Raw genomic sequence first — 24,680 nt, 5'->3', positions numbered from 1 at the left:
GGTGGTGGCAGGGGGCTGGGGTCGGGTGGAAGCAGGGGGAGGGTGTGGCTAGCGCTGCCAGACGCGGATGTAGTCGACCCGGAAGTCGGCCGGGAACACCGTGCCCCCGTCCGGGTCGCCGAGCCAGCCACCGACCTGGAAGTTCAGCCGCAGGTTGTACGGCTTGTGGAACACCTCGTCGAACCAGGGCGTGGTGGCGCGGTTGCGCTCGTACACCTTGCGTCCGTCGATGTACCAGCGGATCGCGTCCGGCTCCCACTCGGTGGTGTACGTGTGGAACCCGTCTCCGGGGTACCCGCCGTCCGGGAACGTCCACCGCTGGTCCTGCTTGACCGGGGTGTAGTCGTAGAAGATGGCCTGGGTGGCAGCCCGGTAGTACTGGTTGCCGCCGGGCAGCTCGACGACGTCGATCTCGCCCCGGCCGCCGTCCTCGGGGCGCAGCCAGAACGCCGGCCAGAGCCCCCGCGAGTCGTACGGGCCGTTCGGCGACTCGGCCCGCATCTCGAACCGGCCGTACGTCCACGAGTGACGGCCGATGGTGTCCAGGTAGCTCTGGGTGTACTGCCGGGTCTGCGAGCCGCACTGTGCGGTCTGGCGCAACGCCCGCAGGGTCAGCACGCCGCCGGAGACGAAGGTGTTCTCCGGGCTGTCGACGTTGCAGCCCTTGTCGACGTCCCGTGCCTCACCGGTCCGCAGGTTCCACTTGGCGCGGTTCACCACGTCGCCGTTGAACTCGTCGTTCCAGACCATCCGCCAGCCGGGCACCTGGCCGGGCGGGGCCGGCGTCGGGCTCTTCGGAGGGCGGCTCACACTGACCGACGGGCTGGGCTTCACCGTCGTCGGGGCCGGGGTCGGCTCGGCCGTCGTCCGGCTCGGGGACGGCTTCGGCGCGGTCGTCGTCCGGGACGGGGACGGGGCGGGTCGTCCTCCGTCGCGGTAGGTCAGCACGAGCTGGGGACGCAGCTCGGTACGGGAGTTGTCCTGGGACGCCCAGTAGATCCGGGTGTGGTGGATCTGCTGGGTCAGCGCGAACGTGTAGGAGCCGTTACCGGTGACCGCCTCGCTGACGTCCCACTCGTTGTGCCCCTTGCCGACCTCGCTGACGCCGTCCAGCGCGGGCCCCAGGGACGGCCGCTCGGTCCAGCCACCGGCGAAGTCCGCCGGGCCGGCCGCGAAGTGGGCGAAGACCTGGGCGGTGAAGGGCTGCCAGGCGTGCACCCGCAGGGTGGCACGGATGTCCCGGGCCCCGGCGGGCAACGCGGTCACGTCGAACTCCAGCAGCGCGTCCCGCCGGCCGTTCGGGTTGCGGTCGCAGAGCCGCGGGCAGCTGGCCAGCGTCGTCTTGACGCTGTTGTCCCCGTCCTGGGCCACCTGGGTCGCGGTGGTGTCCGCGACCGGACCCATCGTGACCGAGGTGTCGTCGTCGGCGAAGAGCGGCAGCACGGAAACGGCCAACATCACCGTCGTACCCGCTGCCACCAGCGCGATCGCTGAACCTCGTCGTAGCATCAAGCTCCCCCGGGGCAGGTCGAACTCCGGTCTGGTGAACACAAACGGTAACGACAGCCTGACCGGGCGGTCGGAACTTCACGAGCACCGAACCGCAACTTAAGCGTCCGCTAAGGACGACGCCATCCCTTGACGGTACGGGATCTCCGCCCCGGGCGCGCCGGACCGGTACGTGAGGTCACAACCCGCAGGTCACGCCCCTCCCGCTCCGCACCGGGTCACCCCGGCGCTGGCTGATCTGGCGAACGCCCGGAACGGGAAGTTCCGCCTGCTCGCTGAGTGGAGACCGCGGTCGAGCTGGACCGGTGCGCGGTTCTACCTGTGACGACGCCGTTGCTGGTGGAGGCGACGAAGGCCAGGTCGGCCGGAAGGTCACCGGTCGCGTGGGGCGCGTCGGTCCAGGAAACGCGAGGCGGCACGTCGAGGGCCCGCACCAGTTCCCACCGGCCCACGACCCGGTCGGCACCGAAGGCGTCGGCGAAGCGGTCGTACCGTGCGGAGAACCGCGTGCGCGGTGCCTCCGGCGGTACCCGACGGAACCTCGTCCTGCCGCCGCCCATGCCGGCTCCCTTCGTCGCGGATCCACGCATCGCCGGGACTGGGAAGCATTCCACATATCGATGCAATTGATGGCGATCGCGACCCTGGTGAACGTCAGTGACCGGCACGCCGCTGGCCCGGATACGCTGCCCGGGAGCCGCCCTGTCGCGACTCCTGGTCTCGGCACGGCGACCCTGACCGGTGCGCGCTGCTAGGTTCTCCCGGTGGAGACGGTGGAGACGGTGGTCGCCCGTTACCTGGCCGCGGTGGACACGGCCCTGCCCGGCTTCGTCGAGATGCTGTACCTGACCGGTTCGGTCGCGCTCGGGGCGTACCAGCCCGGCCACAGTGACATCGACACGCTGATCGTCACGTCGCGCCGCCCGACCGACGAGGACCGCAGCGCCCTGGCCGCGGTGCACGCCGGCATGCCGCCGAAACCGCACCTCGACGGCGTGTACCTCGATCGGGAGACCTTCTTCCAGCAGCCCGCCGACCGGCGGGTCGCGCCGTTCGTCGTCGAGGGACGGTTCCGGGCCGACCAGCCCTGCGGGGAACTCCACCCCGTGCTGTGGCTGCTGCTCAACAGGTACGGGAAGGCGGTCCGGGGCCCGGAGGTGTCCACCCTGGGGCTGACCGTCGACCGCGCCGCCGTACGCCGCTTCAACCTGGACAACCTGGAGACCTACTGGTGGCCGCTGGCCGCGAGTCTCCGTGCGGCGGTCGCCGACGCGCCGGAAGATACGCAGGTGGGTGCCGAGGGCGTGGCCTGGTGTGCGCTCGGGCCGGCACGCCTGCACTTCACGCTGGCCCACGGCGACATCGTCTCGAAGGCCGGTGCCGCCGCCTACCTGGCCGAGGTCCTTCCCGCGTACGGACCATTGGCGGACCGCGCGCTCCGCTGGCGGCGGGGTGAGCCGGTCGCGTTCACCGTGGCCGACGCCCGGGAGGCGGCCGACTCCGTCGACGCCGTCGTGGCGGATGCCCTCCGCCGCTGGGGCTGACGACACCGGCCGGAGATGCCGGTCAGTGCGTCAACGGTCGCCCACCGGTCGGGCGTCGCGCACCGCGTCGATGACGGCGTTCAGCGCCATCTCGCTGGCCCACCGGCGGATCTCCTCCCGACTTCCGTCGGGCCCCCGGAACGGCAGGCAGCGGACCTGCCCGTGGCAGCAGATCCCGACGAAGAGCGTCCCGACCGGGTGACCGTCCTGCATGGCGGGCCCCGCCACGCCGGTGGTCGCCACCCCGACGCTCGACCCGAATCTCTCACTGGCCCGGAGTGCCATCTCGCTGGCCGCCCGGCTGCTTACCGGGCCGTCGGTCCGCAGGACGTCGGCGCTCACCCCGAGAACGTCGCGCTTCGCCTCCGTCGCGTATGTGATCACCCCGCCGAGGTAGTACGCCGACGCTCCGGGCACCGACGTGACACGCTCGCCGACCATGCCGCCGGTGAGCGACTCGGCGGTCGCCAGGGTCAGGCCGTGCCGTTTGAACAGGTTCGCAACGATCTCTTCTGGGAGCAATGTCCTGCCTATCGTCAGTCCCGCCCATCGAAGGCGTGGGCTCAGGGGTCGAAGATCCTTCGGCCGTTGTTCTGGATGAGCCTGATCAGATCCGGGGTGCTCTGGTACGGATACTGCCGGGTGGGCGGCAGGTCGGAGCCGGCCGCGTTCGCCGCGCCCTCGAGCATGAACGGCAGCCTGACGTCCGGACGCCGGAAGTAGACGGCGGGTTTCCCGAAGGCCAGCGCCATCCCCGCTTCCACGAAGACGCTCGAGACGAAGGCCTCGGGCAGGATCAGCACGAAGGTGCGGCTGCTCCGCAGCGCCTCCATGTCGTTGCGCAGTCCGACGTCGACCGCCTCCAGGTCCTGGAGGGTCTCCCTGGTCCGGCCCGAGTAGTAACACCTCAGTTGGCACCGACGCTCGATGACCGCAACGATCTTGAGAACCTCCTTCCGGTGTTCCTCGTAGCCACCGTCGGCCCCGAACGCCGTCATCGGGGACGAGACGAAGATGTCGTATCTGAGTCTCGGCGGACTGGCTACCGGCACCGGGTGGACCTTGGCCGGCGCCTGGTACGCGGGATTGATCAGCCCTGGCCGCGCGATCGCCAGGCCGAACAGGATGAAGACGATGAGGATGAGCACCACCAGGACCCAGATCAGTGCCCGGTCGGCGTCGACGACGGAGGTGACCAGGACGAGGGCGATGCCCTCCATGACCAGCAACGCGACGGTCAGGAAACCGAGCACCGTCTTGACACTCTTCACGACCGGCTCTTTGGGTGCGATTTCGGTCCACCTCCCCAGTCCCGCGAAGACCGGGCAACGTCGGTCCCGCCCTCCGCGTCCGCGCGAGGTGTCCGGTCCGCGTTCCCGGCACGGACCGCCCCCTTCGCGCGGACGGCGGCACGGCCAGTATCCAGCCGGTGGCGGGGAAAGTCACCGGTACGAGAACGGTCGAACATCCGACATTCGACAAACCCTGTCGACACAGTTGCGCCAATGGGTGGAATGCGGGAAGACCGATCCCCGGCAAACATCTGGCCCGGTTCGTGCAATTCATGACGCCGAATGCCGATCGGACCCGGGTCGGCACGGGACACCACGGTCGACGGCGCAGGGATCCGGCGGAGCAGCGACTGCCCCGGACGCGACGAACGCCCTGGTTCGGGATCAGGTCCCGCGCCAGGGCGTTTCACAAGGGTGGAGCCGAGGGGACTCGAACCCCTGACCCCCACACTGCCAGTGTGGTGCGCTACCAGCTGCGCCACGGCCCCTTGCCAGTGTCCCCGGTCGCCCGGGCACGGACGAAACTATACACACACCGGCGGCCATGGTCATCTCCCGGGGGTACCCCCGGCGGTCAGTTGAGTGACACGTCCGGCGGGAAGTGGGCGACCGCCGCCATCATCCCGCCCTGCCGGCGCAGCACCATCGGCCACAGGTCGTCGGGACGGTCGACGAAGGCGTCGCCGGGCAGGGCGTCCAGGACGAACCAGGAGCCCTCCTCGATCTCCTGCTCCAACTGCCCGGCGCCCCATCCCGAGTAGCCGGCGAAGACCCGGATGCCGGAGACGCTCTCCCGCATCCGGTCCGGGTCCACGGAAAGGTCGATCGTGCCCACCGCGCCGAGAACCTGGTGGAAGCCCTTGAGCCGGCGTACCGGGTGACGCATCCGGGCCAGGCAGATGGCCGAGTCGGGCTGCACCGGGCCGCCCTCGAAGAGCACCGCCGGGTCCCGGGCCAGCGCGCTCCAGTCGCCGAGGACGTCGGCGACGGGCACCTCGGTGGCCCGGTTGAGCACCACACCCAGCGCCCCGCCGGGCTCGTGCGCGACCAGCAGCACGACCGTACGGTCGAAGTTGGGATCCTTCAGAGCCGGGGTCGCGACCAGCAACTGCCCGGTCATCGACGCCATCGAACGACCGCCGATCGCCTGTCCCTCTCCCTGCATGTCGCCTATCCCCTAACCGCGTGCCGCGACGCGGTCACGCCACGCCGGAACCCCCTGCCGGGACGTCGCCGAACGCACCGGGTCGACCCGGTGCACCGGGAGCGTCCGTGTCCTCAACGCCATGCCTGGCACCATAGCCTGCACCTTGCACGGTGGCTAAGGTCTGACCGGCCGGTAGTGGAACGAGTTTGGGGAGAATCGATGGATCCTAGGGCGGAGATTGCGGTCATCGGCGGCTCGGGCCTCTACGCCCTCCTGGACAACGCCGTGGAACACCGGGTGGAGACACCGTACGGGCCCCCGTCGGACGCGATCACCGTCGCCGAGGTGGCCGGTCGGCGGGTGGCCTTCCTGCCCCGGCACGGCCGCGACCACCGGCACCCGCCGCACCTGATCCCCTACCGGGCCAACCTGTGGGCGTTGCGGTCCCTCGGGGTACGCCGGGTGCTGGCGCCCTGCGCGGTCGGCGGACTGCGGCCGGAACTGGGCCCGGGTTCCTTCGTCGTGCCGGACCAGCTGATCGACCGGACCAGCGGCCGGGCGCAGACCTACTACGACCGGGGTGCGGTGCACGTCTCCTTCGCCGACCCGTACTGCCCCGCCGGTCGGCGTACGCTGCTCGACGCGGCGGCCGGACGGGGGGTGTCGGCGGTGGACGGCGGCACGGTGGTGGTGGTCGAGGGGCCACGCTTCTCCACCCGCGCCGAGTCCCGCTGGTTCACCGCGATCGGTGGCTCGGTGGTCAACATGACCGGGCACCCGGAGGCCGTCCTCGCCCGTGAGCTGGCGCTCTGCTACACCTCCATCGCCCTGGTCACGGACCTGGACGCCGGAGTGGAGGGCGGGCACTCGGTGACGCAGGAGGAGGTGTTCCGGGTCTTCGGCGAGAACACCGACCGGCTGCGGGACATCCTGCTGGACGCGGTCGCCGCCCTTCCGGCCGAGCGGGAGTGCACCTGCGCCTCCGCGCTGGACGGCATCAAGCTCCCCTTCCCGCTGCCCTGAGCTCGGGTCGCCCCGAGGGGGTCGTCGGCGGACGCCCCCTCGGCGGGTCGATCCCGACCGTCGTGCCCGGACGACGCCACCGGCTTCCCGGTCGCCGTCCACGACCTGCCGGGGCAGGCGCGTCACCCGCCGAGCATGGACACCGGCGATCCGGTCACCACGTCCAGCACCGTACGGGCGCCGAGCGGCGCCTTGAGCGTCGCGCTGACCGGCTCCAGCTTCAACTGGTCCGTGCACACGCCGGTGCCCCGGACCACCCCGGCGCCGACCACCACCACGTCGTCGAACTCGGCCACCAGCGGCTGGACCCCGGTGTCACAGGCACCCACCCCGACCCGCCAGGTCAGTTCGGCGCCCTCGATCGAGACGACGTTCTGGGCGGCGGCCACCTCGGGAGCCGGCTGCCAGGACGGGCCGGCATCCGGCACGGCGGAGACCGCGCTGGGCGCCACGGCCACCTGGGCGACCGGCACGGCGAGTTCCTCGACGGTGAACAGCCAGGCGGGCACGGTGGCCTCGCCCCGGCTGGTCCGCAACTCCACGGTGCCGAGCTTGAGGCCGGTGACGGTCAGCGGCGTGCAGGCCGCCGTCACCGGGGTGGTCGCGACCGGTCCGTCCGGGCCCGGCTCCACCGTCGGCCCGGGGACCTTCGGCCGACCCTCGCACGGCGGCGGGTCTCCCAGGTCCAACTGCCGGTACGCCTCGGCGGCACTGACCAGCGGCACGTCGAGCGTGCCGTCCGGGAAGCGCACGACGCCGCCGCCCACACGGGTCGGCGGGATGGCGACCTGCTCCCGGTACCAGCCGGCCTGGAAGGCCAGCTTGGTCTCGTCGGAGAACTTCGGATCCCCGGTGAGGACGGTAGGGGCCTCCAGGGGAACGTAGCCGGTCTTCCAGGCCGGGCCGGGCTGCCACGCCTCGGCGACCTCGGCGGCCCGCCGGTGAAACGACCCCCACCGCTCGCTCGGATCACCCACCGTGGTGGTCCGGTTCCCGTTCTCCGCGCAGGCGGCGGTCAGGGCCAGCAGGATCGGCAGGCCCAGCAGCAGAGTCACTCGTCGACGCATGCCGGTTCGACGTGGGCCGGGGCGTCCCCGGTTCCCGCCGACCGCGACGTGCCCTGGCCCGGATCCCGCCGCCGCGACGTGCCCTGGTTCCCCCGGGAACGACGATGCGCCCCGGTCCGTTGGTGGGACCGGGGCGCATGGTGGTGGAGGTGCCGGGAATCGAACCCGGGTCCTTCGCCGCCTTGTCAGGGCTTCTCCGAGCGCAGCTCGCTGTGCCTCTACTCGGCCCCACCGATCACGCGAGCGAGTCGGTGTGACGGGCCCAGTCGCTGATTGATCTCGCCGCACGGACCCCGCGACCGGGTCCGGTTGGCCAGCCTCCTAGCTGATGCCGGCTAACTGGGTCGAAGGCGCTCCCAGGCCGACAGACTTGCTACTCGCCTCAGGCGGCGAGAGCGAAGTCAGCGCGATTGTTCTTGGCGCTTATTGTTTTCCGACGACCGATTCACGAGACGACGTCGGCTTCCTCGGCTCGCTTCCCCTGACGCCACGCACGAAGTCGAAACCTGTCACCCCCTCGAGTGGCTGCCCCTGTCGGCAGCTCCACCAAGCCTAACGCCTCGCGCAACGGGTTTCATCCCGAGCCCCGCCCGCACGTCGCTAGACGGACATATGGGACGAAATCACTCGGCCATCCCCTTGCCCCGCCGGCCCAGCGCCCGGTTGATCTCGCGATCGGCGTCCCGCTTGGCCAGGTCCTGGCGCTTGTCGTACGCCTTCTTGCCCTTGGCGAGCCCGATCTCGACCTTGGCCCAGCCGTCGGAGAAGTAGACCTGCAACGGCACCATGGTCAACCCGCCCTCCCGGCTCTTGCCGATCAGCCGGTCGATCTCCAGGCGCTTCAGCAGCAGCTTCCGGGTCCGCCGGGGTTCGTGGTTGGTCCACGTGCCCTGGACGTACTCCGGGATGTGCATGCCGTGCAGGAACAGCTCGCCGTCGCGCTCCTGGGCGAACGCGTCCACCAGGGAGGCCCGACCCGCGCGCAGCGACTTCACCTCCGTGCCGGTCAGCGCCATGCCCGCCTCGTACGTGTCGAGGATGCTGTAGTCGTGCCGCGCCCGGCGGTTGGAGGCGACGACCTTCCGCCCCTTCTCCCGTGGCATCGGCCCACACCCCTTCCGTGATCGACTCGGCGGACAGCCCGCCCATGCTACCTGAACGGAAAGAGCCCCCCGGCACCATTTGTTCCCGGTGCCGGGGGGCTCTCCTCACCCGGAGACGACCCGTAGGAGTGACTAGCCCCGCAGGTAGAAGCGGAGCGTGACCCAGGCGGTGATCGCGCTGACGAAGCCACCCACGCCCGCCATCAGCGGGAACATGATCAGGATGTCGCCCCAGCTGATCGGGGAGAGCAGACCCTGGAGGGACTGCAACGACCCGTCGAAGAGGAACTGTTTCGCGCCGATCAGGGCGAGCAGGCCGAGCAGTGAACCGATCAGACCGGCGACCACGGCCTCCAGCACGAACGGTGCCTGGATGAACCAGTTGGAGGCGCCGACCAGCTTCATGACCGCGACCTCACGCCGCTTGCTGTACGCGGCGACCTGGATGGTGTTGGCCACCAGGAGGAGGGCCGCGATGGCCATCACGGCGGCCGCGGCGAGCGCGATGTTCTGGATCGCGGTCAGGATGTTGAAGATCTTGTCGAGCAGCGCGCTCTGGTCGACGATCTCGTCCACCGCCGCGTCGTCCTTGTACTGCTCGTAGATCGACCGGTACTCCTGCGGGTTGGTCAGCTTGAGCCGGAACGACTCGGGCAGCACGTCCGCCTGGACGGCTCCGACCAGGTCCGGAGCGTCCCGGAACATCTGTTGGAAGCGCTGGTACGCCTCGTCCTTGTTGACGTAGACGACCTCCTCGACCAGCGGGTCGCCGTCCAACTTGGCGCGGAGCGCGTCCCGTTGCTCGGCCGGCACGTCGGTCTTGAGGAAGATCGACACCTCGATGTTCTCGTAGTAGAGCTCCTTCATGTCGGAGACCTGGCGGTACATCAGACCGCTGGCACCGAGCATGGTCAGGGACACCGCCATCGTGATGATCATGGCGATCGTCATGGTCACGTTGCGCCACAGTCCGACCAGCACCTCGGACAGGACGTATTTAACGCGCATCGGGTATTCCTCCGGGTCTCCGGCAAGTGTTCGTCGTCAGATCGGGCCGCAGGGCCCCGTTCGGGGAGCGGCGAGCCGCGGGCCCGCCTGGGGGCGGCGGGCCGTCGGCTCAGCCGTAGACGCCGCGGGCCTGGTCCCGCACGATGCGCCCGCTCTCGATCTCGACGACCCGGCGGCGCATCTGGTTGACGATGTTGGAGTCGTGCGTGACCATCACGACCGTTGTGCCGGTGCGGTTGATCCGGTCCAGCAGGCGCATGATCTCGATGGAGGTGTCCGGGTCGAGGTTTCCGGTCGGCTCGTCCGCCAGCAGGATCAACGGCCGGTTCACGAACGCCCGGGCCACCGCGACCCGCTGCTGCTCACCACCGGAGAGCTCGTGCGGGTACCGGTGCTCCTTGCCGCCGAGGCCGACCAGCTCCAGCACCTCGGGCACCACCCGGCGGGCGACCGCCTTGGTCTTGCCGATCACCTCGAGGGCGAACGCGACGTTCTCGTACGCGGTGCGGTTGGGCAGCAGCCGGAAGTCCTGGAACACGCAGCCGATGGAGCGCCGGAACTGCGGACGCTTCCAGGAGCGCATCGACGTGACGTCCTTGCTGTTCACGATGACCCGCCCCTTGTTCGGGGTGACCTCGTGCAGCAGGAGCTTGATGATGGTGGACTTGCCGGAGCCGGAAGGGCCGATGAAGAAGACGAACTCGCCCTTCTCGATCGAGACCGACACGTTGTCGAGCGACGGGCGGGACGCCTTCGGGTACGTCTTCGTCACTTGCTCAAGCTGAATCACGGAGAGGGAGTCTACGCCGTGTGACCGGCGGGGCGTCCCCCACGCCCCGCCGATGCGTGTGAAGTCATCGATTTAGTAGGTTACGCGACAAACGATCAACGCGCTCCGCCCCGGTTCGATCACGCTCGGTCATCGGCGAGCTGTCGCTGCTTCCGCCAGCGGATCCCCGCCTCGATGAAGGCGTCCAGTTCGCCGTCGAAGACCGAGGTCGGGTTGCCCGTCTCGTGCTCGGTACGCAGATCCTTCACCATCTGATAGGGGTGCAGGACGTACGACCGCATCTGGTCGCCCCACGAGCCGGCGGCGTCGGTCTTGAGCCCCTCCAGCCGGGCCTGCTCCTCCTGGCGCTTGCGCTCCAGCAGCCGGGCCTGGAGCACCCGCATCGCGGACGCCTTGTTCTGGAGCTGGGACTTCTCGTTCTGGCAGGTGACCACGATCCCGGTCGGGATGTGGGTGATCCGCACCGCCGAGTCGGTCGTGTTGACGCTCTGCCCACCCGGCCCGGACGACCGGTAGACGTCGATCCGCATCTCGTTCTCGGGGATGTCGATGTGGTCGGTCTGCTCGGTGACCGGCAGCACCTCCACACCGGCGAAGCTGGTCTGCCGCCGGCCCTGGTTGTCGAAGGGGCTGATCCGGACCAACCGGTGTGTGCCGGACTCCACGCTGAGGGTCCCGTACGCGTACGGGACCTTCACCGCGAAGGTGGCCGACTTCAGCCCGGCCTCCTCGGCGTACGAGGTCTCGTAGACTTCGGTCGGGTAGCCGTGCCGCTCCGCCCAGCGCAGGTACATCCGCAGAAGCATCTCGGCGAAGTCGGCCGCGTCCACGCCGCCGGCTCCCGCCCGGATCGCCACCAGCGCCTCCCGGGAGTCGTACTCCCCGGAGAGCAGGGTGCGCACCTCCATCTCCTGGATGGCCTTGCCGAGCCCGGCGATCTCGCTCTCCACCTCGGTGAGCACCCCGGAGTCCGATTCGGCCTCGGCCAGCTCCAGCAGGACACGGGCGTCGTCGAGCCGGGACCGGAGGCTGCCCAGCTTGCTGATCTCGCCGTTGACGTACGACAGCTGCGAGGTCACCTGCTGGGCTCGGGCCTGGTCGTCCCACAGGTCCGGCGCGGAGGCCTCCTGCTCGAGCCGGGCCTTGTCCTCACGCAGCCGGTCGAGGTTGAGCACGGCCTCGATGTTGCGCAGGGTGGCGTCGAGTTCCTTGAGCTGTTCGGCGTAATCGGCAGCGGTCACGACAGCCAAGCGTACCGGCGGGAGCGGCCGGCGGCCGGCGAGCCCCGCGGTCGGAGTGGATTGCACCCGGCGAGGGGGCACGGCGGGCGTCGCCGGCCCCCGGTCCTCCGGTCCTGGTGGTGTCGTACGGGTGGGCGGGCTGGTACGGCTCCACGGTCCGCAGGCGGACCCGGCGGCGGATCGGCGCTCAGCCGGGGACCGGAGCGTTCTTCAGCCAGGTCAGCGCGGCCTTGTGGTAGGCGACCGCGAACTCCAGGGCGCTCGCGTCGAAGGCGGCACCATCCTTCTTGGCGTTGCGCACCTGCTCACGGACGTGCGCCAGGGCTTCGGTGTGGTACTCGTTCGCCGAGGTGTAGAGGTTGCGCAACTGGGTGGCCGAGTGCAGCTCGCCGAAGGCGATCCGCAGCGCGACCGGGTTGCGGATGGTGTCCTTGCCCGGCCCTTCCGCCAGCCAGCGGGAGAACGTCCGCTTACCGGACGGGGTGATCGCGTACGGCTGACTGGACCGTGGACCGGGCTTGCCCATCCGCACGAGTCCGCGCTCGGCCAGTACCGGCAACTCTCGGTAGACCTGACTGCGGGTCATCGACCAGTAGGGCGCCAGCCGGCGCTCGGCGGCGGCCATCAGTTGACCGCCTGTCATGGGACCCTCGTGGAGCAGCCCGAGCAGGGCCGCCGCTGTGGGGTTGATTCCGGAATCCGCCATGCCCATTACGCTGCCACTTTGCTGCCCCGGCGTCTAGGATTTGGCGCAATCAGCACGGCCTGTCACTTCCTATGTGCACTGTCGGAGAGCGACAGTCCATAGAGGATGATCGATGCGTTCGGGCGCCTGGAGGATGCCTACGTATATGATCATCTGGTTACGCAGGGTACAGGAAACGCCCGATCCCCTGTCCGCTTTGGCCCAGATTCCACCCGGGCGGGTCATCAGTGGTGCACGCCGAGGGCCCCACCCCACCGGAGGACGGCGGAATGGGGCCCGTCGGGACGACACCAGCCGGACGCGCTGCGCCCGGACAGCCTCAGCCCATGTGCGGGTAGGTGTGGTCCGTCGGTGGGACGAAGGTCTCCTTGATGGTGCGCGGCGACATCCACCGGACCAGGTTGTGCCAGGAGCCGGCCTTGTCGTTGGTGCCGCTGGCCCGCGCGCCCCCGAACGGCTGCTGCCCGACCACCGCACCGGTCGGCTTGTCGTTGACGTAGAAGTTGCCGGCCGCGTACCGCATCCGCTCCGCGACCGCCTCCACCACCCGGCGGTCGGTCGCGAAGATCGACCCGGTCAGCGCGTACGGGGCCACCGACTCCGCCTGGGCGACCACGTCCTCGAAGCGGGCGTCGTCGAAGACGTGCACACCGAGGATCGGGCCGAAGTACTCAGTGGTGAACGTCTCGTGCGTGCCGTCGGTGCACTCGAACAGGGTCGGCCGGACGAACCAGCCCACCGAGTCGTCGGCGGTGCCGCCGGCCAGCACCCGGCAACTGTCGTCAGAGGAGATCAGCCCCAGCGCGGCGGTGTGCCGGTCGAACGCCTTCGAGTCGATCACCGCGCCACCGAAGTTCGACAAGTCGGTCACGTCGCCGTAGGTCAGCGAGTCGGCGGTGGCGGCCAGTCGGTCCCGCAGGCCGCCCTCCCAGATGGAACGCGGCACGTACGCCCGCGACGCCGCCGAGCACTTCTGTCCCTGGTATTCGTAGGCGCCCCGGATCAGCGCGGTGTGCAGCGCGTCCACGTCGGCGCTGGTGTGCGCCACCACGAAGTCCTTGCCGCCGGTCTCCCCGACCAGCCGGGGGTAGCCCCGGTACCGGGCGATGTTCTCCCCGACGGTCCGCCAGAGGTGCTGGAACACCTTGGTCGACCCGGTGAAGTGGATGCCGGCCAGGTCGGGGTCGGCGAGGACCACCTCGGAGACCTCCTCGCCCCGGCCGGTGACCATGTTGATCACACCGGGCGGCAGGCCGGCCGCCTCGAACAGGCGCATGGTGAAGTGCGCCGCGAACTGCTGGGTCGGCGCGGGCTTCCAGACCACTGTGTTGCCGAGCAGCGCCGGGGCCGAGGGCAGGTTGCCGGCGATCGCGGTGAAGTTGAACGGGGTGATCGCGTAGACGAAGCCCTCCAGCGGACGGTGGTCGAACCGGTTCCACACCCCGGGCGACGACATCGGCTGCTCCTCCAGCAGCTTCCGCGCGAAGTGCACGTTGAACCGGAGGAAGTCGACGAACTCGCAGGCCGAGTCGATCTCCGCCTGGACCACCGTCTTCGACTGGCCGAGCATGGTGGCGGCGTTCAGGGTGTCCCGCCAGGGGCCGGCGAGCAGCTCCGCCGCCCGCAGGAAGATCGCCGCTCGCTCCTCGAACGGCAGCGCCCGCCACATCGGAGCCGCGTCCAGGGCGGCCTTGACCGCCGCCCGCGCGTCGGCCCGGTCGGCGTGCGCGGTGACCCCCAGCACGTCCGCGTGCCGGTGCGGCTGCACCACGTCGATCCGCTCGCCGCCGGCCATCCGCTGCTCACCGGCGACGGTCATGGTCAGGTCCAGCCGGTCGGCGGCCAGCTCGGCGAGGCGCCGCTGGAGCCGCTCCCGGTCGGCACTGCCCGGCTCGTAGGCGCGTACCGGCTCGTTGCGTGGCTCGGGTACGGAGAACACGGCGTCCATCACAGCTCCTGGCGATCTCGACAGCGGTGGCGAAACCGGACCCGCGGCCACCGACCGACGGCCGGTCACCGGGCACGACGCCTCACCGGCTCGCGGCGACGGGTCCGCCGCGATTCTCCCACGCCCGACCCCACCCACCTAGCCAGCCACGTCCCGCCGTACACCCGTCGTACCCGCGCGAGCCGCGCCCCGGGTCGGGTGGATGCAGGGGACCCCTCCTCGACAAAAAGCGGTAACAGGGGGCCCCTGCATCCACCCGGTCACACCCGGGCCGGCCCGTCGGGCGGGCGCGTACCCTGGTGAGCCGGTGACCCGCTCGCCACCTTCCCGTGCCCGTCGGAGGCCCTGCCCGTGCCCGTCGATGGGAGGGAGCTGGCGCGTTCGCGTCGAAGGGAAGACGATGACCCAGCAGTCCGGCAGCTCGACGGCCGCGGACCCGGACCACCCGGTCGACGGCCCGTCGACCGGGGAGACCACCGCCCCGGCGGGCAGGCCGGGGCCCGCCCCGGCGGCCGTCGTCCTCGCGCTGCTCGCGCTCGGCTGGCTGGCCGCGATGCTCTGGTCGACCCGGGCCGCGATCAGCTCCGCACAGGCCGGCGTCACGGCGGTCAGCCTCTCCGCGTACGCGCTGCCCGGGGTGATCTCGGCGGCCCTGGTCGCCGGAGGCGGGGTCGCGCTGGCGGTCACCAACCTGCTCGCCCGCCGGGGCGTCGACCGGGCCACCCTCCGCTTCGTCACCGCCACCGGGGTGGGCCTGCTCGTCGGGCTGCTCACCGCCGTGGCGATCAACCTTGTCTACGCCGACAACGCCACCACGAACGTGATCGCCGGCACCACCGCCGCGGCGGCCGTGGTCGGCGGCGCGCTGGCCGGTGCCCGCACCGCCCGGGTGGTCGGGGCGGTGGTCGCCGCCGCCCTCGCCGTCCTGGTCTTCGTGGTGGCGTTCAGCCAGGTCCGCGACCCGCTCTTCGAGCTGTACGGCGGTGGCGGCACCCAGGAGGCGATGGTCGGCGCGGCCCGGTGGGTCTCCCGCACCGAGTCCCTGCTCGCCGGGCTGGTGGCCGGGGTGGTCGCCTTCGGCTACCTCCGTCTGGCCCGCCGCCGGACGCTGCGGCGGCACCCGGACGCACCGGCCGAACGGTGGCCCGCGTACCTGGTGGCCGGGGCCGGCTCGGGTCTGCTGCTGCTGCTCACCGAGGTGGTCATCCGGGTCGGCGGACGCTCCCTGCTCGACCTGGCGGCCGCGCTCAGCGAGGCGGACGCGGTGGCCCAGACCACCCTGGGCACCTCCCGGCTGGACAACGCCATCTGGGTGCTCTTCGTCGGCGCACTCACCGCGATGATCGCCTTTGGCCGCACGCTCGGCCCGGCCCCCGTCGACGACGAGGACGACGCCGCCCTGGTGGACTGACCGGCGCGCTCAGGAGGCGGTACGGAGCAGCAGGTCCAGCTCGGAGGGGTCGTACCACTCCAGCTCGTGGTCCTCCACTCCGTCGACGGTGAACTGGGCGTCCTCGTCCCCGGCGAGCGCCCGGTCGACGACCTCCGCGGCGGCGGTGACGTCCGTGACCGCCTCCTCCCCGTCGACGTGCAGGGCGGCCACCGCCCGCACTCCGACCGGCCGGGCCAGGTCGACGATGCTGGAGCCGAGCTCGCCGTCCGGCCGGCCCAGCGCGGCGGCCGGCACGTCGGCCGAGACCACCACGCGACGCCGGGGCGCGGACGGGTCGTCGTGCAGCAGCCGGAGCGCGTCCTGGGCGGCCCGGGTGAAGGCGACGTACTCCAGCTCCTCCTCGTCGCCCTCGGCGTACCACTCGCGCAGGCCGGGGGTCACCGCGTGCACCGCGCCGGCCGGGAGGCCCGCGTCGCGCAGCCGGGTCAGCATCGGTACGGTCGCCGGTACGTACACCCGGACAAGGTTCTCGGTCACCCTGGTCTCCCCGCTCGAGGCCGGCCGGTGTCCGGCCGGGACGCCGGCCGTGCCGGACGCCGTGACCGTAGTACACCCGCGGCGGCCGGCGGAAAGGCAGCCCCGCGCCGCGCCGGTGCGCCTCCGGCCCGACCGGTGGCAAACTGAGGCAAACGCCGGCAACGCGAGAGGTCCGACATGGAACCGAGGTTCCTGCTGCTGTCCGACGTGGCGGCCGAACTCAACGTCACCGACTCGCAGGTCTACCACATGGTCCGCAGCGGAGAACTGCCCGCCATCAAGATCGGCGGCCGGGGGCAGTGGCGGGTGGAACGCGTCCGGTTGGAGGAGTACATCCAGCGCAAGTACGCCGAGACCGCGGAGTGGGTGCGGGCCAACCCGCTCAGCGAACGCGAGGCCACCGAGTAACGGACGGGTCACCCGCAGACATTGACCGGGGCTGTTCCATGCCCGAAGATGAAGGCTGTCGGAGGCAAACGTAGGCAAACGAAGGAATCAGGGGGATCTGATGGTCGACTCCCGCCGTCCGGTGCCACCACGTCCCCCGGTCCGGTTGCGGCCCGCGCCACCCCTCGAACCGCCGTTCGCCGACGATCGGCTCGCCGACCTCTGGCCGCGTCCGACCGCTGCCCAGCTCGCCCTCGACCTGGTCGACGCCAGCCGCCCGGGCGGGGGTCGGCCCGCCGGGCGGCCCGCACACCGACCCACCGCGCCGCACCCGCCCCGGCCGGCCGCGCCCGCTGCCGCGCCGCCCGCCACCGCCACCCCGGAGGCCACCCGCGCCGCGCACCGCTTCCTGTCCACCTGCCTGGAGGTCGTCAACGGTTACCGGCCGCCGGGCCAGATCCGCCCCCTCACCGACCCGCTGCGCACGGCCGACGTGCTGGAGCAGCTCGCCCTGGCCACCTCCCGGCTCGGGCCGGTCCGGCGACGGGCCACCCGCCCGATGGTGCGCCTGCGCCGGCTCCGGGTGTGCCAGCCACAGCCGGCCGCGATCGAGGCCGCCGCCGTGCTCGCCGCCCCGAACGGGCGGAGCTGGGCGATGGCGCTCCGCCTGGAACGCCGGGGGCCGGGCTGGATCTGCGCCGTTCTCCAGGTCCTCTGACACCCCGCTCCGCCGGCCGGGCCGCCGGCGGCGAGCCGATACCGGAAGCACAGCCCTGCTCCCCCGGTCCGCTGGCCGCGGGCCGACGCCCGGGAAGACGCCGCGAGGGGCGCCCACCGCGTGCGGTGGACGCCCCTCGGGTCGTGGTCGCGGTCAGTTACCGCCGTTGGGTGCGCCGTGGCAGCGCTTGTACTTCCGGCCGGAGCCGCACGGGCAGGGCGCGTTCCGGGACGGGCCGTTGCCGCCCTCGGCCTGACCGGTGGGTGCCCGCCGGGCGCTCGGGGTCGGGGCAGGGCCGCGCAGACCGGCCGCCGGCCGGGACGGCGCGGGACGCTGCGGCGCGGACCCACCGACACCGAGCGCCGGGGCGGACTGCCGGGGCGGCTCGGCGGGCTGCTCGTCCGGCCGTTCCACGGCCACCGCACCCGCGCCGGCCTCCCCGTCGATGGTCGGTGCGGAGTACTGGAGCCCCTGCTGCTGCGGGGCGCGGTTGAGACCCTTGGCCCGGATCTCGACCGGCTTCTCCAGCAGCTGGACCTGCTCGGGCTCCGGCGTAGGCTCCTCGACCTGGACCTCCAGGTTGTACAGGAAGCCGACCGTTTCCTCCTTGATGCCGTCCATCATGCTGGCGAACATGTCGAAGCCCTCGCGCTGGTACTCCACCACCGGGTCGCGCTGGGCGTAGGCCCGGAGGCTGATGCCCTCCTGGAGGTAGTCCATCTCGTAGAGGTGCTCACGCCACTTGCGGTCGATCACCTGGAGCAGGACCATCCGCTCCAGCTGGCGTACCGCCTCCTCGCCGAGGGTCTCCTCGCGACGGTCGTACGCGGCCTGCGCGTCCTCCTTGAGCCGGCCGAGCAGGAAGTCCTGGTCGACGCTGGCCCGCGAGCCGCCGACCTCCTCCTCCAGCTCCTCGATGGTCACGCCGACCGGGTAGAGCTGCTTGAGGCTGGCCCAGAGCTGTTCGAGGTCCCAGTCCTCGGCGTACCCGTCGCTGGTGGCCCCCACGACGTACGCCCCGATGACGTCGTCGATCATGTTGCGGACCTGGTCGGAGAGGTCTTCCCCGTTGAGCACCCGCAGCCGCTCGGCGTAGATCACCTGCCGCTGCTTGTTCATGACCTCGTCGTACTTGAGGACGTTCTTGCGGATCTCGGCGTTCTGGCCCTCGATCTGGGCCTGGGCGCTCTTGATCTGGCGGGTGACCATCTTCGACTCGATGGGCACGTCCTCCGGGATGTTGAAGCGCTCCATCACCGCCTCGACCGCGCCGGCCCGGAACCGCTTCATCAGCTCGTCCTGGAGAGAGAGGTAGAAGCGCGACTCGCCCGGGTCGCCCTGCCGGCCGGAGCGGCCGCGCAGCTGGTCGTCGATCCGGCGGGACTCGTGGCGCTCGGTGCCCAGCACGTAGAGGCCACCGGCGGCGGCGACCTCCTCGGCCTCCGCCTCACAGGCCTGCTTCCACTTGGGCAGGACCTCCTCCAGCGCCTTGGCGTACTCGTCCGGTTCCTCGGCCGGGTCGAGGCCGCGCTGACGCAGCTCGGAGGCGGCGAGGAACTCGGGGTTGCCGCCGAGCAGGATGTCCGTGCCACGACCGGCCATGTTGGTGGCGACGGTGACCGCACCCTTGCGACCGGCCTGGGCGACGATCTCCGCCTCGCGGGCGTGGAACTTCGCGTTCAGGACCGCGTGCGGGATGCCCCGCCGCCGCAGCAGCGTGGAGAGGATCTCCGAGTTCTCCACCGACACCGTGCCGACCAGCACCGGCTGACCGGCCTCGTGCCGCTCGGCGATGTCCTCCACCACCGCGTTGAACTTGGCCTTCTCCGTCTTGTAGATGACGTCGGCCCGGTCCAGCCGGACCATCGGCCGGTGCGTCGGGATGCTCACGACGCCGACCTTGTAGACCTTGTTGAACTCGCCGGCCTCGGTCTGCGCCGTACCGGTCATGCCGGAGAGCTTGGTGTAGAGGCGGAAGTAGTTCTGGAGGGTGATGGTGGCCAGGGTCTGGTTCTCCTGCTTGATCTCCACCCCCTCCTTGGCCTCGATCGCCTGGTGCATGCCCTCGTTGTAGCGGCGGCCGTGCAGGATACGGCCGGTGAACTCGTCGACGATCAGGACCTCGCCGTCGCTGACGATGTAGTCCTTGTCGCGCTTGTAGAGCTCCTTGGCCTTGATCGCGTTGTTCAGGTAGCCCACCAGCGGGGTGTTCACCGACTCGTAGAGGTTGTCGATGCCGAGCCGGTCCTCGACCTTGGCGACCCCGCGCTCGGTGACCGCGATGGTGCGCTTGGCGTGGTCGACCTCGTAGTCACCCTCGCCGTCCTTGCCGGCCTGGAGACGGGCCACCACCGTGGCGAACTCCTGGTACCACCGGGCCGAGTGTTCGGCCGGGCCGGAGATGATCAGCGGGGTCCGGGCCTCGTCGATCAGGATCGAGTCGACCTCGTCGACCACGGCGAAGTTGTGCCCGCGCTGGACCAGGTCGTCCCGGGACCAGGCCATGTTGTCGCGCAGGTAGTCGAAGCCGAACTCGTTGTTGGTGCCGTAGGTGATGTCGCACTCGTACGCCGCCCGGTGCTCGACGGCCGGCCGGTTCGGCAGGACCACACCGACGGTGAGGCCGAGGAACTCGTGCACCCGCCCCATCCACTCGGCGTCACGCTGGGCGAGGTAGTCGTTGACCGTGACCACGTGCACGCCCTTGCCGGAGAGCGCGTTGAGATAGACCGGCATGACCGAGGTCAGGGTCTTGCCCTCACCGGTCTTCATCTCGGCGATGTTGCCGAAGTGCAGCGCCGCGCCACCCATCACCTGGACGTCGTACGGCCGCTGGCCGAGCACCCGCGCCGCCGCCTCCCGGCACACCGCGAACGCCTCGGGCAGCAGGTCGTCGAGGGACTCCCCGTCGGCGATCCGTTCCTTGAAGTGTTCGGTCATGCCGCGCAGCTCGTCATCGGTGAGGTTGACGTACTCGTCCTCGATCGAGTTGACGGCGGCGGCGATGGCCTTCAACCGGCGCACCATACGGCCCTCGCCAGCGCGAAGGACCTTTTCCAGAATCGACACGGATCAACGCTCCCCTAGACAGTCTCGAACCATCGTAGGCGTTCCGTCGGCCCAATGGTCACTGGTGGCGTACGTGAGGTCCACGGAAACCGACACAAGACACGCGTCCCCGGCCGTGTGCACGGCGATATCCGGTTACGCCCAGCGCGAACGGTCGGGCACGATTGCTCGGTGGAGCCTGTGGAGATCATCGAGGACGGCCTGCTGTTGCGCCCGTGGCGCCCCACCGACGCCGGTGACGTGCACCGGGCCTGCCAGGACCCGGACATCCAGCGCTGGACCACGGTACCCCGGCCGTACCTGCCGGAGCACGCCCTGAACTTCGTGAGCGACCTCGCTCCGAAGGGCTGGGCCGACGGCACCTCGGCGGCCTTCGCCGCCTGCGACGCCGGCAGCGGCGAGCTGCTCGGTTCCTGCGGGCTGGTCAGCATCAACCACGCCCTGCGCTCGGGCGAGATCGGGTACTGGACCGCCCCGTGGGCCCGGGGGCGCAACCTCGCCGCGCGGGCGACCCGGGCGGTGGCCCGGTGGGCGTTCGACCGGCTGGAGCTGCGCCGGATCATCTGGCAGGCCGGGCTGGGCAACCACGCCTCCCGGCTGGCGGCGCTGCGCGCCGGCTTCCACGTCGACGGCCGGCTCCGGCTGGCCGCGCCACCGCCGGAGGGCCCCACGGACGGCTGGATCGGCTCGCTGCTGCCCGGCGAGGTGCCCGAGCCGGGCGCGGTCGGCCCGGCCGGACCGGGCACCCTGGTGGCCCGCCGTGCGGCGGTCTTCGGTCGTCCGCACCCCGAACTGTTCGCCACCGCCGGCCCGGTCGAGCTACGGCTACGCGCGATGGACGAGCGGGACCTGGACGCCGTCGTGGCCACCTGCCGGGATCCGGAGACCGTGCGCTGGACCAGCGTGCCCGACCCGTACCAGCGCTCGGACGCCGAGGCGTACCTCGCCTACCACCGGTCGACCTGGGCGGACGGGCGGGCCGCCTGCTTCGCCGTCGTCGACCCCGACGACGCGTACGTGGCCAACGTCGACCTGCGCATCTCACCGGTGGACCCGGCCCTGGGCGACGTCGGCTTCCTGACCGCACCGCACGCACGCGGTCGGGGCTACCTGCCGGCCGCGCTGGCCGCGGTGTCCACCTGGGGGTTCACCACCCTCGGCCTGGCCCGGATCGAGTGGCGGGCCAACGTCGGCAACACCGCCTCGCGGCGGGCCGCCGAGAAGGCCGGCTTCCGGATGGAGGGCGTCTCCCGGGGGGCCATCGTGTTCCGCGACACGCGCGTCGACGCCTGGGTGGGCGCGCTGCTCGCCGGGGACCAGGCCGGACAGTCGATCTGACACCGGAACGGGGGACGAGATGCAAGCACAGGTGATCGAGGGCGACGGGGTGCGGCTGCGGCCCTACCGGGACACCGACGTCGCCGACATAACCGCCGGCTGCGACGACCCGCTCACCCAGCGCTTCCTGCCTGCGCTGCCCAGCCCGTACACCGAGGCGACCGCCCGCTGGTGGGTCGACGAGGCCGCTCCGGCGGTCTGGGCCGACGGCGGGATGGCGTACGCCGTCGCCGATCCGGACTCCGACCGGCTCCTCGGCGCGGTGGGCATCGACCGGCTGGTGCCCATGCGCCGGCAGGCGGAGATCGGCTACTGGACGGCACCGTGGGCCCGGGGTCGGGGCGTGGCCACCGCCGCCGTCCGGGCGCTGACCGGGCACGCGTTCGCCACCGGCCTCGTCCGGCTGGAACTGTTCACCCACGGGGAGAACGCGGCCAGCCAGCGGGTCGCGCTGGCCGCCGGCTACCGGCACGAGGGGGTACGCCGGGCCGCCAGCCCACAGCGCGGCGGCGGGCGCTGCGACTCGATCGCCTGGGTACGTCTCGCCGACGACCCGCCCGGACCGGCGCCCCGGCTCCTGCCGGACCTCCCGCCCGACGGGCTCACCGACGGCGTGGTCGCCCTACGCCCGACCGGCCCGGACGACGTGGACCTGATGTACCGGTTGCACACCCGCCCCGAGGTGGTCGCCAACCGGGTTCCACCGGAGACCCCCACCCGGCCCGAGGTCGAGCGGCGGTGCCGGATGGCGGCGAGCAACTGGCTGGTCGGCACCGTGGCGGATCTGGTCGTGGTCGACGTGGCCACCGGCGAGGCGGGGGGCGGCCTCGCCCTGCGGTACGACGAACCGCTGATCCGTCAGGCCATGCTCGGCGCGAGCATGCTGCCCGAATGGCGCGGGCGTGGCCTGCTCACCCGAGGCGTGCGCCTGATGGTCGACTGGGCGTTCGACACGGCGGGTGTGGCCCGGCTGTGGGCCGGCTGCCGGCCGGAGAACGTGGCGCCGCAGCGGGTACTGGAGGAGGCCGGTTTCCGCCGGGAGGGGATCCAGCGTGGGCGCCTACCGGGCCCGGACGGCACCCGCGTCGACTCGGTGCTCTACGCCCTTCTTCCCACCGACCGTCCGGACCCGCCCGGCCGCCCCTGATCCGCACCTCCACCCTCCCGCTGCCGCTTCCGGGGGCTGGCCGCGGATCGGAGGCCGTCGCCGCCGACCCCCGGAGTCGGCGCGCGGAGGGGGTGGGGCGGGGGGCCGCGGTACGAGCGACCCCCCGCCGGGGGACTCAGAGGTCGAGGGAGATGAGCCCGTAGTCGTAGGCGTGCCGGCGGTAGACCACGCACGGCCGGCCGGACTCCTTGTTCTGGAACAGATAGAAGTCGTGACCGACGAGTTCCATCTCGAACAGGGCGTCGTCGACGGTCATCGGCTGGGCGGGGTGCACCTTCTCCCGCGCGATGTGCCAGGGCTGGTCGTCGGGCTCCTCGTCCCGCTCGGCGACCGCGGTGGCGGTGGTGGACGCGTTGGTGGAGAGCGTGGGCTCACCGAGGTCCGCGACCGGCAGGCCGGCGGTGGCGGCGGCGACGGAGATCGGCGCGTGCCGTCCCCGGTGGACGCGGCGGCGGTCGGCCGCCCGGCGGAGCCGGGTGTCCAACTTGGCGATGGCGGCGTCCAGCGCGCTGTAGAAGTCGTTGGTGCAGGCCTCCGCCCGCACCACCGGCCCGCGCGACACGCAGGTGATCTCGACGCGCTGGCAGTGGTCCGCCTGACGCGGGTTGCGCTCGTGGAACAACTCGACGTCGACCCGGATGAGCTTGTGGTCGTAACGCTCGATCTTGGCAAGCTTCTCTGCTACGTGTACCCGGTAATGGTCCGGCACTTCGACGTTACGGCCCTTGACCACGATGTCCACGTGACCTCCCTTGATCGGATGGTCTTCGATCCTGATCCGGTCGACCCTGGGAGCATCCCTGCGGCGTCGACCGGTTGCTACGGCTACGCCTCCTTCCACGCCGGGAGCGGTGGATGGAACCCCTCCTACCCCCGACACCGAAACGCTAACTCCTCCTCGCCAACCAGTCACCCCCGGTTGTCATGGCAGACCAGAGAATTTCACAGCTCGGTCACCAAGGGGTGAAACGGAACCACGGAGAGTCACCTTGGCCGTCGTCTCCGGGTCGCGGCGAGCACCGCCGCCACGGCGGGTGGCAGCCCGGCCGCCCCGAGCACCCCACCGACCGCCGCCAGGGTGGCCCCGGTGGTGAGGATGTCGTCGAGCACCACCACGGAGCCGCCCGGCTCGGCCGGACCGGCCGGGGGCCACGCCCGCAGCCGGAACGCCGCGGCTGCGGCCGCCGCCCGGCCAGCGCTGTCCAGCCCCACCGAGTCCGGTCGGGGCAGGGCCCGCACCGGCCGCCGCACCCGTACCGGCCAGCCCGCCGCACGCAGCCGGGCGGCGGCGTGCCGGGCCAGCCGTCCGAGATGGTCGCCGTAGCGCGCCCGCGCCGCCTCGGCCGTGTCCGGCACCGGCACCAGCAGCACCGGCCGGACCTCGCCGACCGCCGCCGCCACCACCTCGGCCAGTAACCCGCCCAGCGGCCGGGCCAGGCCGTGCCGGCCCCGTTCCTTGTACGCCAGCAGCACCTCCCGCAGCACACCGTCGTACGCGCCGAGGGCGACGCAGGGCGGAAGGCCGGCGGGGGCGGGGTCGGGGCGTACCGGAACGGGTCGCAACGCGCCCAGCGTGGCCACGCAGTCGGCGCAGACGCCGTGCCGCAGCGGGACCCGCCGGGCCCGGCAGCCGGCGCACTCCACCGGCAGCACCAGGTCGGCGAGATCCGCCCAGAGGCCGCCCGGCATGCG

The 24,680-nt window shown here is 71.5% G+C and carries 22 protein-coding genes, 1 tRNA gene and 1 other RNA gene; 7 read left to right on the top strand and 17 right to left on the bottom strand.

The annotated features are described in order from the left end of the window. Nucleotides 1-48: 48 nt before the first annotated feature. Nucleotides 49-1,479: a glycoside hydrolase family 16 protein gene (locus GA0074694_RS13025; protein WP_176737889.1), complete on the bottom strand. Its 1,431-nt coding sequence runs from the start codon at nt 1,477-1,479 to the stop codon at nt 49-51. A gap of 794 nt (nt 1,480-2,273) precedes the next feature. On the opposite strand from GA0074694_RS13025, the gene GA0074694_RS13015 reads away from it, so the two are divergent. Continuing rightward, nucleotides 2,274-3,053: a nucleotidyltransferase domain-containing protein gene (locus tag GA0074694_RS13015; protein WP_091457614.1), complete on the top strand. Its 780-nt coding sequence runs from the start codon at nt 2,274-2,276 to the stop codon at nt 3,051-3,053. A 30-nt stretch (nt 3,054-3,083) separates the two neighbouring features. Here the strand turns inward: GA0074694_RS13015 and GA0074694_RS32840 are convergent, their stop codons facing one another. The 4 genes from GA0074694_RS32840 to GA0074694_RS13000 form a co-directional block, all read right to left on the bottom strand. Further along, entirely contained in the window at nt 3,084-3,575 is a 492-nt protein-coding gene (locus GA0074694_RS32840; RefSeq protein WP_245714665.1) for a CinA family protein, read from the bottom strand. A gap of 41 nt (nt 3,576-3,616) precedes the next feature. Further along, a complete protein-coding gene (locus GA0074694_RS32835; protein WP_245714664.1) occupies nt 3,617-4,324 on the bottom strand; it encodes a hypothetical protein in 708 nt (235 codons plus the stop codon). A 436-nt stretch (nt 4,325-4,760) separates the two neighbouring features. Further along, nucleotides 4,761-4,833: transfer RNA gene (locus tag GA0074694_RS13005), tRNA-Ala, on the bottom strand. 86 nt (nt 4,834-4,919) lie between these two features. Continuing rightward, nucleotides 4,920-5,510, bottom strand: a complete 591-nt coding sequence (locus GA0074694_RS13000) for a YqgE/AlgH family protein (protein WP_091457611.1) — start codon at nt 5,508-5,510, stop codon at nt 4,920-4,922. A gap of 201 nt (nt 5,511-5,711) precedes the next feature. On the opposite strand from GA0074694_RS13000, the gene GA0074694_RS12995 reads away from it, so the two are divergent. Next, the gene (locus tag GA0074694_RS12995; RefSeq protein ID WP_091457606.1) at nt 5,712-6,515 is read left to right on the top strand and encodes an S-methyl-5'-thioadenosine phosphorylase; all 804 of its coding nucleotides are present in this window, start codon (nt 5,712-5,714) and stop codon (nt 6,513-6,515) included. A 122-nt stretch (nt 6,516-6,637) separates the two neighbouring features. Here GA0074694_RS12995 and GA0074694_RS12990 read toward each other — a convergent pair whose 3' ends face one another. The 8 genes from GA0074694_RS12990 to pruA form a co-directional block, all read right to left on the bottom strand. After that, nucleotides 6,638-7,582 (bottom strand): hypothetical protein, encoded by a 945-nt coding sequence (locus GA0074694_RS12990; protein ID WP_091457602.1) that lies wholly within the window; start codon nt 7,580-7,582, stop codon nt 6,638-6,640. A 141-nt stretch (nt 7,583-7,723) separates the two neighbouring features. Then, nucleotides 7,724-8,099, bottom strand: a transfer-messenger RNA (tmRNA) gene (gene ssrA / locus GA0074694_RS12985). 106 nt (nt 8,100-8,205) lie between these two features. Continuing rightward, entirely contained in the window at nt 8,206-8,685 is a 480-nt protein-coding gene (gene smpB, locus GA0074694_RS12980; protein ID WP_091457597.1) for an SsrA-binding protein SmpB, read from the bottom strand. A 132-nt stretch (nt 8,686-8,817) separates the two neighbouring features. Continuing rightward, the gene (ftsX, locus tag GA0074694_RS12975; protein WP_091457594.1) at nt 8,818-9,693 is read right to left on the bottom strand and encodes a permease-like cell division protein FtsX; all 876 of its coding nucleotides are present in this window, start codon (nt 9,691-9,693) and stop codon (nt 8,818-8,820) included. 109 nt (nt 9,694-9,802) lie between these two features. Beyond that, nucleotides 9,803-10,483, bottom strand: a complete 681-nt coding sequence (gene ftsE, locus GA0074694_RS12970; RefSeq protein WP_091457590.1) for a cell division ATP-binding protein FtsE — start codon at nt 10,481-10,483, stop codon at nt 9,803-9,805. Nucleotides 10,484-10,602: 119 nt separating this feature from the next. Further along, nucleotides 10,603-11,724 carry a peptide chain release factor 2 gene (gene prfB / locus GA0074694_RS12965; RefSeq protein ID WP_091457587.1) on the bottom strand — a complete coding sequence of 374 codons (1,122 nt, stop codon included), beginning with the start codon at nt 11,722-11,724 and terminating at the stop codon, nt 10,603-10,605. A gap of 187 nt (nt 11,725-11,911) precedes the next feature. Then, entirely contained in the window at nt 11,912-12,430 is a 519-nt protein-coding gene (locus GA0074694_RS12960; protein ID WP_091457583.1) for a PadR family transcriptional regulator, read from the bottom strand. Between the two features lie 319 nt (nt 12,431-12,749). After that, complete coding sequence (pruA, locus tag GA0074694_RS12955) at nt 12,750-14,378, bottom strand: L-glutamate gamma-semialdehyde dehydrogenase (RefSeq protein ID WP_091457573.1); 1,629 nt, start codon at nt 14,376-14,378, stop codon at nt 12,750-12,752. 400 nt (nt 14,379-14,778) lie between these two features. Here pruA and GA0074694_RS12950 point away from each other — a divergent pair, with 400 nt between their 5' ends. After that, the gene (locus GA0074694_RS12950) at nt 14,779-15,789 is read left to right on the top strand and encodes a hypothetical protein (RefSeq protein ID WP_091457570.1); all 1,011 of its coding nucleotides are present in this window, start codon (nt 14,779-14,781) and stop codon (nt 15,787-15,789) included. Nucleotides 15,790-15,798: 9 nt separating this feature from the next. Here the strand turns inward: GA0074694_RS12950 and GA0074694_RS12945 are convergent, their stop codons facing one another. Further along, complete coding sequence (locus GA0074694_RS12945; RefSeq protein WP_091457566.1) at nt 15,799-16,308, bottom strand: DUF6912 family protein; 510 nt, start codon at nt 16,306-16,308, stop codon at nt 15,799-15,801. Nucleotides 16,309-16,485: 177 nt separating this feature from the next. Here GA0074694_RS12945 and GA0074694_RS12940 point away from each other — a divergent pair, with 177 nt between their 5' ends. Continuing rightward, nucleotides 16,486-16,716: a helix-turn-helix domain-containing protein gene (locus GA0074694_RS12940; RefSeq protein ID WP_091457563.1), complete on the top strand. Its 231-nt coding sequence runs from the start codon at nt 16,486-16,488 to the stop codon at nt 16,714-16,716. 100 nt (nt 16,717-16,816) lie between these two features. Further along, the gene (locus tag GA0074694_RS12935; RefSeq protein ID WP_091457558.1) at nt 16,817-17,413 is read left to right on the top strand and encodes an Rv3235 family protein; all 597 of its coding nucleotides are present in this window, start codon (nt 16,817-16,819) and stop codon (nt 17,411-17,413) included. Nucleotides 17,414-17,566: 153 nt separating this feature from the next. Here GA0074694_RS12935 and secA read toward each other — a convergent pair whose 3' ends face one another. Further along, nucleotides 17,567-20,482 (bottom strand): preprotein translocase subunit SecA, encoded by a 2,916-nt coding sequence (gene secA, locus GA0074694_RS12930; RefSeq protein WP_091457555.1) that lies wholly within the window; start codon nt 20,480-20,482, stop codon nt 17,567-17,569. Between the two features lie 171 nt (nt 20,483-20,653). On the opposite strand from secA, the gene GA0074694_RS12925 reads away from it, so the two are divergent. Then, nucleotides 20,654-21,820: a GNAT family N-acetyltransferase gene (locus tag GA0074694_RS12925; RefSeq protein WP_091457552.1), complete on the top strand. Its 1,167-nt coding sequence runs from the start codon at nt 20,654-20,656 to the stop codon at nt 21,818-21,820. 19 nt (nt 21,821-21,839) lie between these two features. Next, nucleotides 21,840-22,967: a GNAT family N-acetyltransferase gene (locus tag GA0074694_RS12920; RefSeq protein WP_091457549.1), complete on the top strand. Its 1,128-nt coding sequence runs from the start codon at nt 21,840-21,842 to the stop codon at nt 22,965-22,967. Between the two features lie 136 nt (nt 22,968-23,103). On the opposite strand, the gene hpf is transcribed toward GA0074694_RS12920, so the two are convergent. Together hpf and GA0074694_RS12910 are read right to left on the bottom strand one after the other, a co-directional pair. Beyond that, nucleotides 23,104-23,730: a ribosome hibernation-promoting factor, HPF/YfiA family gene (gene hpf / locus GA0074694_RS12915; protein WP_091457546.1), complete on the bottom strand. Its 627-nt coding sequence runs from the start codon at nt 23,728-23,730 to the stop codon at nt 23,104-23,106. A gap of 242 nt (nt 23,731-23,972) precedes the next feature. After that, nucleotides 23,973-24,677 carry a ComF family protein gene (locus GA0074694_RS12910; RefSeq protein WP_091457543.1) on the bottom strand — a complete coding sequence of 235 codons (705 nt, stop codon included), beginning with the start codon at nt 24,675-24,677 and terminating at the stop codon, nt 23,973-23,975. Between the last annotated feature and the right edge of the window lie 3 nt (nt 24,678-24,680).

The organism is Micromonospora inyonensis, from assembly GCF_900091415.1.
GTDB lineage: Bacteria > Actinomycetota > Actinomycetes > Mycobacteriales > Micromonosporaceae > Micromonospora > Micromonospora inyonensis.
The sequence above is the reverse complement of the archived record's forward strand: the minus strand, read 5'-3'. Positions and strand labels throughout refer to the sequence as shown.

Coding starts and splice junctions, on each gene's coding strand:
- GA0074694_RS13000 (WP_091457611.1), bottom strand. CDS start 5,510: ATGCAGGGAGAGGGACAGGCGATCGGCGGTCGTTCGATGGCGTCGATG.
- GA0074694_RS12995 (WP_091457606.1), top strand. CDS start 5,712: ATGGATCCTAGGGCGGAGATTGCGGTCATCGGCGGCTCGGGCCTCTAC.
- GA0074694_RS12990 (WP_091457602.1), bottom strand. CDS start 7,582: ATGCGTCGACGAGTGACTCTGCTGCTGGGCCTGCCGATCCTGCTGGCC.
- smpB (WP_091457597.1), bottom strand. CDS start 8,685: ATGCCACGGGAGAAGGGGCGGAAGGTCGTCGCCTCCAACCGCCGGGCG.
- ftsX (WP_091457594.1), bottom strand. CDS start 9,693: ATGCGCGTTAAATACGTCCTGTCCGAGGTGCTGGTCGGACTGTGGCGC.
- GA0074694_RS12960 (WP_091457583.1), bottom strand. CDS start 12,430: ATGGCGGATTCCGGAATCAACCCCACAGCGGCGGCCCTGCTCGGGCTG.
- pruA (WP_091457573.1), bottom strand. CDS start 14,378: ATGGACGCCGTGTTCTCCGTACCCGAGCCACGCAACGAGCCGGTACGC.
- GA0074694_RS12950 (WP_091457570.1), top strand. CDS start 14,779: ATGACCCAGCAGTCCGGCAGCTCGACGGCCGCGGACCCGGACCACCCG.
- GA0074694_RS12940 (WP_091457563.1), top strand. CDS start 16,486: ATGGAACCGAGGTTCCTGCTGCTGTCCGACGTGGCGGCCGAACTCAAC.
- GA0074694_RS12935 (WP_091457558.1), top strand. CDS start 16,817: ATGGTCGACTCCCGCCGTCCGGTGCCACCACGTCCCCCGGTCCGGTTG.
- GA0074694_RS12920 (WP_091457549.1), top strand. CDS start 21,840: ATGCAAGCACAGGTGATCGAGGGCGACGGGGTGCGGCTGCGGCCCTAC.
- GA0074694_RS12910 (WP_091457543.1), bottom strand. CDS start 24,677: ATGCCGGGCGGCCTCTGGGCGGATCTCGCCGACCTGGTGCTGCCGGTG.